Below are 7,967 nucleotides of genomic sequence, written 5' to 3'. Positions count from 1 at the left end.
CACCTTCTCAGGTTCTATCTGGTAGGACTGGATGATTCTCGCGACTTCCTTGAACTCGCGGATGTTGTTGTCGAGGAGGTACTGGAGGATTTTCTCGCGGATTCTGAGTTCCTGCTCGAGCTCCTTTCTGCTCCAGCTTCTGAGGGTCCTTATGTCCTCCAGAGCCTTGGAGCTTCCGACCATCACGTGCTCGTCCTTGGTTGAGTCCCAGGTGAAGACGGTGGTTGTTCTCATGATCTTGGTGTGGGGGTCCACGCCTATGATCTCGGCTATCTCCATGTTCCTCCTCACCCTCTTCCTGCCCAGGAATACCTGGGCCTGGATGCTGACTATGTCGAGAGCTTCGATCATCGCTCTCGGCACGCTTATTGGCGGGTTCTCGAGCCTGTGGATGACTCCGTTAACGCTGTCCGCATGCAGTGTTGAGTAGGTGGTGTGGCCTGTCGACATCGCCTGGAAGAGGGTCAGTGCCTCCTTGCCCCTGACCTCACCAACTATTATGTACTCAGGTCTCTGCCTCAAAGCCGCTCTGAGCAAATCGTACATGTCTATGACCTTTCCGCTCTCCCTCGTTACAGCAGGAATCCAGTTCTCGTGCGGGAGCACAACCTCTCTGGTGTCCTCTATGGTGACTATCTTGGAGTTCTTGGGGATGAAGAGGGAGACGGCGTTCATGGACGTGGTTTTTCCGCTCGCCGTTCCTCCTGCAAAGATGAGGGACTTCTTGTTCTCTATGCAGAGCCAGAGGTATGCCATCTGCTCCACGCTGAAGGTTCCCCAGGCGATCAGGTCTACTGGCGTTACGGGCTCGTCCCTGAACTTCCTTATGGTGAAGGTTGAGCCGTGGTCGGTGACTTCTCTTGCTAAGGTCATCTGGATTCTCGAGCCGTCTGGCAATGCTGCGTCGAGCATTGGCTCGGCTATGCTTATGTGCTTTCCGGACATCTGGGCGAGCTTGATGACGAAGTTGTCGAGCTCGTCCTCGCTGAAGACTATGTTGGTCTTGATGTTCTGGTAGTTGCGGTGGTAGATGAAGACGGGCTTGTTGTAGCCGTTGCAGGAGATGTCCTCTATCAGGCGGTCCTTCATGAGGGGGGTGATTGGGCCGTAAAGAACGGTGTCCCTGAGGACGTAGTAGAAGAGGGCGCGGTAGTAGTACTCGTCCTCAACCTTCAGCTTCATGGATTCGAGAATACGCTCATACGCCTCCTTAAGGGTCTCAACCTTGTCCTTCCTGTGTGTGAGGGAGGGGAGCACGAACTCGAGCCTCCTGTGAATCTCCCACCGCGCATCCTCATACTCGCCGAGAGGAGGTTCGATGACGTAGTACAGCTGATCGATATCCTTCTCAAGAATCTTGATGGCCGCGAAAACGTAATCACCGTAAACGGGATATGAGTCGAGCTCCTCATAACCGTCCGGAACGGGAGTGTCCAGCAGAGTCTCGGCCAGCTCCTTCAGAAGTCTCATCATAATCGCTGTCATTCACTTAATATTTAACCATTTTCATCATAATAATGAAGCACCGGAAACCAGAAAAATAGCCGGGGACAAGAAGGTGGAGATGCAGAGGAACCTGAGAGAGCGGATAATAGACATGCTGATGGAGAGGGAGATGTCGGTGTCAGAGATCGTCAGCGAACTCGGGCTCGACCCATCCATGAGGAAAAGCGTCTTCAGAATTATCGAGTCTGCGAACAGAATAGTTAAAAAGAAGGGGATGAGGGTTTACGTACAGCCACCGGTCTGCATTTCGTGCGGTTTCGTTTTCAGGAACGTCAATCCATCCAGGTGCCCGGAGTGCAGGTCGGAGAGAATTTCCGAGGCCAGGTTTATAATAAAGTAACTTTAATGATTTATAGTTGATAATATACTCTGAAAATTTAAGCGTTGTTATCTAAACGACATCAGTCGCCAGATCAACACCATTGTGACTTTATCAATATTTGCTGAAGCGTTTAAATTAATTGAATGCTGCTCATCAATAATTAACCAATTGAGTTTTTCTGTACCATCATGCCAGTTGTTCTCACTGACCAAGACTCATCATCCTATAGAAAAATTTATTAAGTTTTGCACAAAATGAAACAGCATGCAGGTCGTGCATGTTATTGCAGTTGGAATGAACAGGGACAGGATAATGGAGAGCCTGAAAATGAGCGGTTACCCCATCCAGAAAGCGTATCTAACTCTCCCAAAGACGAGCGAATACGAGGCAATAGCTGAAGAGCTCGAAAAAGCTCTGAGCGTACTCGTAGAAATAGAGAAAATCATTGTGGACGAGTCGGACGTCTACAGGTCCGCGATAGAGATCCTGAGAGCGCTCAAGAAGGAGAAGGACGCGGGCAACCAGATATACATAAACGCTACTGACGCTCCGAGAACCCTGATGATCTCGTGCTACATCGCCGCTCAGCTCGTAAACGGAAAGATGTATGTGGCTCTTCCGAAATACGAAAAGGGCAAGGAAGTTGGAGTGGAGAAGATAGTCGAAATTCCCGTACCACCGCTCAAGAAGATAGGAGAGGACAAGCTCAAGATCCTGAAGGCGATATACCTGAACGGAAAGGAAGTGGACTCGATAAACAGCCTGATCAAGCTCATCGAGGGTAAGCTCGAAAAGCAAAAGGCCTACATGGCCCAGAGGGCGAAGATGAGCTACCACCTGAAGGGGCTTGAGAAGGACGGCCTCATAGAGACGAGAAGGGACGGAAAGAACGTCAAGATAATGCTGACGCCACTCGGAGAAGCTTTCTGCACGATCAACTGAAGAAGTCCGATAGAGTCATATTCTTTCTTTTTACCACACCTCTCAGCTTTCTGAAGTCCTCCTCCATCACATCTCTCAGCGGTGGTCTGTAGAGTGCCGCTGCAGGGTGATACGTTGCCATGAAAAACGTCCTCCTGCCGTCTATCAGCTTCTCCCGCAGGATTCCCCTCTCTCTCGAAATGGTTGTGAACGGGAGCTCGAAGTGCTCAAAAACCGTTCTTGCAGAGTGTCTTCCAAGACAGACGATCACATCCGGCCTAATCGCATCTATCTGCCTGATCAGGTGTGGAAAGCAGGCATCAATTTCCTCCTCGTATGGGTCCCTGTTGTTGGGGGGCCTGCACTTCAGAACGTTGGTGATGTACACGTCCTTCCTGCTGAGACCGAGCTCCCTCTCTATGAGCGACGTCAGAAGCTTCCCCGCGTTGCCCACAAATGGCCTGCCCTGTTCATCCTCTTCCCTTCCGGGAGCTTCGCCGATGAACATTACTCTGGCCACCTCGCTGCCCTCTCCTGGAACGTAGTTCTTTTTCGTGAGGTGAAGGCTGCAGTTTTTGCAGGCCAGAATATCCCTGACGATCTCACCAAGAGTTTCGGTCATCAGCCACCATGAAAAAAGAGAACAGAAAAACCTTTTGTCAGAACTTGAGCACCCTCGCAGAAACTATCACCGGGTCCCATATCGGGGTGAAAGGGGGAGCATACACGAGGTCGGAGAAGAACAGATCCCTCGTCGTAAACTGAGCCTGTATTGCCACGGCGAAAACGTTGGTCCGCATCGCCACCATCTCATAACCGGCAATCTGCGCACCGAGCAGACGATTTGTCTCGGCATCCTTGACGACCTTCAGGTACGTTTTCTTAGCACCGGGGTAGTAGTGCACCTTGGTGTTGGCGGTTATGAATGCGCTCCTGACCTCGAATCCTTCCTCCCTGGCCTCCCTCTCAGTCAGCCCGGTTTTTCCGACCTGCAGATCGTAGAACTTGGTTATCTGGGTTCCAACAATCCCCGGGAACTCCATGCTACCACCGGCCATGTTAACCCCGGCAACGTAACCCATCTTGTTTCCCGATGGAGCGAGGGGGACCCAAACGTTCTTTCCGGTAACCATGTGCTTCGCTTCAGCGACATCTCCCGCAGCATACACGTTCTCTACGCTCGTCTCCATGCGTTCGTTCACCTTTATTGCCCCGGTCTCTCCAAGCTCTACGCCGAGTTGCTTCGCGAGCTCCACGTTGGGTTTCACACCCACGGCTATCAGCACGAGATCTGCCCTGTACTCTCCCCTGTCGGTGATTACTCTCTCCACCCTGTCCCTGCCCTCGATGGCCTCCACCCTCTCCCCGAGCCTCAGATCCACCTTCTGCTCCATCTCCTTCTTTACTATCTCCGCTATCTCATGGTCAAAGTTTGGCAGCGGCTGTTCCGCCATCTCAACCACCGTCACCTTCTTTCCTCTCGCGCTGAAGGCCTCTGCCATCTCCACGCCAACGTAGCCTGCGCCGACAATAACCACGTTTTCCGCACTCTTCGCAGCCTCCCTGATCCTGTCGGCATCCGGTGGGAGGTCGACCGTGAAGACGTTTTCGAGGTCCATTCCATCAACCGGCGGAACTCTTGGAGAGGCACCGGTGGCTATCAGCAGCCTGTCCCACTCGTACTCCCTCGTCTCTCCCTTCTCCTCAACAACGACATAGCCATACTTAGCCTCGATAACCCTCGCGTTCATGTGCAGGTCTATGCCCCTCTCCTTCACGAACACCTCCGGTCTGTAGTACATCAGCTCGTCGCTCGGAAAGTCGAACTCCACGGCGTAGGGAATTCCGCAAGGAGCGTGGCTCACGAACGATGAGGCTTCAAAAACCTTAACGTCCCAGTCCGGCTTAAGAGCCCTTATCCTCGAAGCGGCCGTCATTCCGCCTGCTCCACCACCCACTATTACTACCCGCATGTGATCACCCCTCAAAAACTGAAACTAACTGAAATTATTAAACAAAATAAACTTTCTCTCTTTTGCTTCAGAACTCACCCGCGAGAATCGAGAGGGCGAGTTCTCTGTTGGAGAGCAGATCGATGGAGTAGTTGTCCCAGAACACGCACGTTCCGAGCACGAGAACCCTCCCGCGGTAGACATCCTGAGCGGCTGCGAAGACTGCCTTGTCACTCCTCACGACCGGTTCGCCACCATTGACTGACGAGCTGCACGGCATAACGACTTTCCTTCCATTCCACTCAGCGACCGGAAATCTCGGATCTCCCGTGTTGTTCTCCTCGTCCACGACAGTGTCCATCCCGAGTCTAATCTCGCAGTTAATCCTCGAGAGGGCGCGGTTTATCACCTCAGACACCCTGTCGAGGTTGTTGTAGTACGACGCGAAAACGATCTTCTTACCCCTCCTGAGCCACCCCCTCATCCTGGAAAGTTCCCTCAGCCTGAACTGAACCTCAGGATAGTTGAACACGATAACATCGTAATTCTCGAGTCTGTAGAAGGAGTCCACGCACTCCACACGGATTCCCTCATCCTCAGCAATCCTCCTGAATCTGCTGAAGTAGTAGTAATCGTCGATCAGAAACTCGCCATGGCTCGAGCTCCAGCCCACCATCATCAGTCACCTGAGGCGGGGGAGTGATTAAATATGTTTCACAGCTCGCAGAAAGTTCAGTACATGCTCCGGTGACCTGCGTGGATTAGAGAAAAAATCGCCAGCAGCAGGGTGTTTCAGAGAAAAATTGAGAAAGCCTGCTCACGAGAATATTTTCCTGGCAACGAGAAGCTTCATGACCTCTGTCGCCCCCTCTGCAATGTCCAAAACCTTCGCATCCCTGTAGGCCATCTCAACCTCGCTGCTCGATAGCAGGCCAAAGCCTCCGTGTATCTCAACCGCAACGTCCGCAGCCTTCTTGGCAACTCTGGCCGCAAGAATCTTCGCCACCGCACCCTCGTAGCCCGGGTCGTCCATCCTTTCCGCCATCGAGTAGATTACCCTCCTGAGAGCTTCAATCTCCACCGCAACGTCAGCGAGCATGAACTGGACCGCCTGCAGGTCTGCAAGCGTTCCTCCGAAGGCCTTCCTCTTCTTGGCCCTCTCAACGGCAAGGCTCAGGCACCTCTCAGCTATACCCAGGCCCATCGCAGAGAACGGTACTCTGTTTGGTGCGAGAGTTCCGAGTGCGACCCTCATCCCCTTTCCCTCTCCAACAAGCACGTTGCTCTCGGGCACTTCAACATTCTCGAACCTGACGCTCGCAAGCCCGCTGCCCCTCATGCCAGCAAGGTCTATCCCGGTTGTCTCTATCCCGTCACCTCTCTCGACCACAAAAGCCGTGAGCCCCTTCGCACCCTCTCCAGTCCTCGCCACAACCACAAACACGTCCGCGTACATCCCGTTGGTTATCAGCGTCTTGCTGCCATTGAGAACGTAGCTGTCTCCCTGCTTTTCAGCCCTCATGCTCACAGCATTTGCCACATCGCTCCCACCTCTGCCCTCGGTAATCGCAATCGTTCCCATCCCCTTTGCCAGCTTCGGGAAGAATTCCCTCTTCTGCTCCTCGCTACCGAAGAGCCTGATCGCGTCAACGGCCATGTTGTGAACCACGACACTGTGAGCAACTCCCCCAGAAACTTTGCCGAGCTCCTCCCCGACCAGGCATGCCTCGTAGTAAGTCATTCCCATTCCGCCAAACTCCTCAGGCACCATCAGCCCGAGAATGCCCGAACTCTTGATCAGGTCGAGCACGTCACCCATATCATTGCTCCTGTCAATTTCCGCCGCTTTCTCAGCCACCGCGGCCTTGAGTTTCTCGACGACCTCCCGCATACTTTCTGTTTTCATTAATCATGCATAATAACGTTTTCGTAAAATTTTCCATCCGCTGATCACCTCACCGAAACCATTATATAGAAATACCCACCCACCAAAGTTTGAGGTGATGTAAATGGCAACACTACAGGGTCAGCCCGTGCTGATTTTGAAGGAGGGAACCCAGAGGACTGTTGGCAGGGATGCGCAGAGGATGAACATTCTTGCCGCGAGAGTTATCGCTGAGGCCGTGAGGAGCACACTCGGGCCGAAGGGAATGGACAAGATGCTGGTCGACAGCCTTGGAGATGTCGTGATAACGAACGACGGTGTCACCATCCTGAAGGAGATTGACGTCGAGCACCCTGCTGCCAAGATGGTCGTGGAGATCGCGAAGACACAGGAGAACGAGGTAGGAGATGGTACCACAACGGCTGTCGTCATAGCTGGAGAGCTTCTCAAGAGAGCCGAGGAACTTCTGGACAACGAGATCCACCCGACCGTTATCGCAAACGGTTACAGACTCGCAGCCGAGAAGGCGATGGAGATTCTCAAGGAGATAGCCATTGACGTGAGCAAGGAGGACGAGGAGACCCTCAAGAAGATTGCCTCCACAGCCATGACCGGTAAGGGGGCGGAGGTCGCGATAGACAAGCTCTCTGAGATCGTGGTCAAGGCCGTTAAAGCAGTTGCCGAGGAGACAAACGGAAAGATTGAAGTCGATACTGACAACATCAAGATCGAGAAGAGGACAGGAGCGAGCGTTGAGGAGACCGAGCTCATTGAGGGAATCGTCCTCGACAAGGAAGTCGTCCATCCGGGAATGCCGAAGAGAGTGAAGAACGCCAAGATCCTTGTGTTCAACGGTGCTCTCGAGGTCAAGGAGACTGAAACTGACGCGAAGATCAACATAACCGACCCGGAGATGCTCCAGAAGTTCATCGAGCAGGAGGAGAAGATGATCAAAGACATGGTGGACAAGATCGCAGAGGCGGGAGCTAACGTGGTCTTCTGCCAGAAGGGCATCGACGACCTGGCCCAGTACTACCTGGCGAAGGCGGGAATTCTGGCAGTAAGAAGGGTCAAGAAGAGCGACATCGAGAAGATCGCCAAGGCGTGTGGAGCAAAGATCCTGACGGACCTGAGAGACATAACCAGCGAGGACCTTGGAGAGGCTGAGCTCGTCGAGGAGAAGAAGATCGGCGACGAGAAGATGGTCTTCGTGACGGGCTGCAAGAACCCGAAGGCCGTCACTATCCTGGTGAGAGGTGGAACGGAGCACATCGTGGACGAGATCGCGAGAGGAATCGAGGACGCGCTCAAGGTCGTGGCGGTCGCTCTCGAGGATGGAAAGGTCGTCGCTGGAGCTGGCGCACCGGAGATCGAGCTCTCC

At 53.2% G+C, this 7,967-nt stretch carries 8 protein-coding genes; 3 read left to right on the top strand and 5 right to left on the bottom strand.

Annotated elements, in window-relative coordinates; translation table 11 throughout:
• On the bottom strand, nt 1-1,473 hold a 1,473-nt coding region (locus ACXJJC_RS06280), incomplete at its 3' end, for a type II/IV secretion system ATPase subunit (RefSeq protein WP_456370262.1).
• A 91-nt stretch (nt 1,474-1,564) separates the two neighbouring features.
• Between ACXJJC_RS06280 and ACXJJC_RS06275 the strand changes: the two genes are divergently transcribed.
• On the top strand, nt 1,565-1,846 hold the full coding sequence (locus tag ACXJJC_RS06275) for an ArsR family transcriptional regulator (RefSeq protein ID WP_456370264.1): 282 nt from the start codon (nt 1,565-1,567) through the stop codon (nt 1,844-1,846).
• Nucleotides 1,847-2,092: 246 nt separating this feature from the next.
• Nucleotides 2,093-2,770, top strand: coding sequence for an HFX_2341 family transcriptional regulator domain-containing protein (locus ACXJJC_RS06270; RefSeq protein WP_456370261.1), 678 nt, complete (start codon nt 2,093-2,095; stop codon nt 2,768-2,770).
• On the opposite strand, the gene udg is transcribed toward ACXJJC_RS06270, so the two are convergent.
• The 4 genes from udg to ACXJJC_RS06250 form a co-directional block, all read right to left on the bottom strand.
• The gene (udg, locus tag ACXJJC_RS06265; RefSeq protein WP_456370259.1) at nt 2,763-3,371 is read right to left on the bottom strand and encodes a type-4 uracil-DNA glycosylase; all 609 of its coding nucleotides are present in this window, start codon (nt 3,369-3,371) and stop codon (nt 2,763-2,765) included. The two genes, ACXJJC_RS06270 and udg, sit on opposite strands and share 8 nt — an antisense overlap.
• Nucleotides 3,372-3,408: 37 nt before the next feature.
• Entirely contained in the window at nt 3,409-4,722 is a 1,314-nt protein-coding gene (locus ACXJJC_RS06260) for an FAD-dependent oxidoreductase (protein ID WP_456370258.1), read from the bottom strand.
• A gap of 67 nt (nt 4,723-4,789) precedes the next feature.
• Nucleotides 4,790-5,380 carry a DUF4350 domain-containing protein gene (locus ACXJJC_RS06255; protein ID WP_456370256.1) on the bottom strand — a complete coding sequence of 197 codons (591 nt, stop codon included), beginning with the start codon at nt 5,378-5,380 and terminating at the stop codon, nt 4,790-4,792.
• Between the two features lie 138 nt (nt 5,381-5,518).
• Nucleotides 5,519-6,592 (bottom strand): acyl-CoA dehydrogenase family protein, encoded by a 1,074-nt coding sequence (locus tag ACXJJC_RS06250; RefSeq protein ID WP_456370255.1) that lies wholly within the window; start codon nt 6,590-6,592, stop codon nt 5,519-5,521.
• Between the two features lie 118 nt (nt 6,593-6,710).
• On the opposite strand from ACXJJC_RS06250, the gene thsB reads away from it, so the two are divergent.
• On the top strand, nt 6,711-7,967 hold a 1,257-nt coding region (thsB, locus tag ACXJJC_RS06245), incomplete at its 3' end, for a thermosome subunit beta (protein ID WP_456370253.1).

The organism is Geoglobus sp. (assembly GCF_054018175.1).
This window is presented reverse-complemented; position numbering and strand designations above follow the sequence as displayed.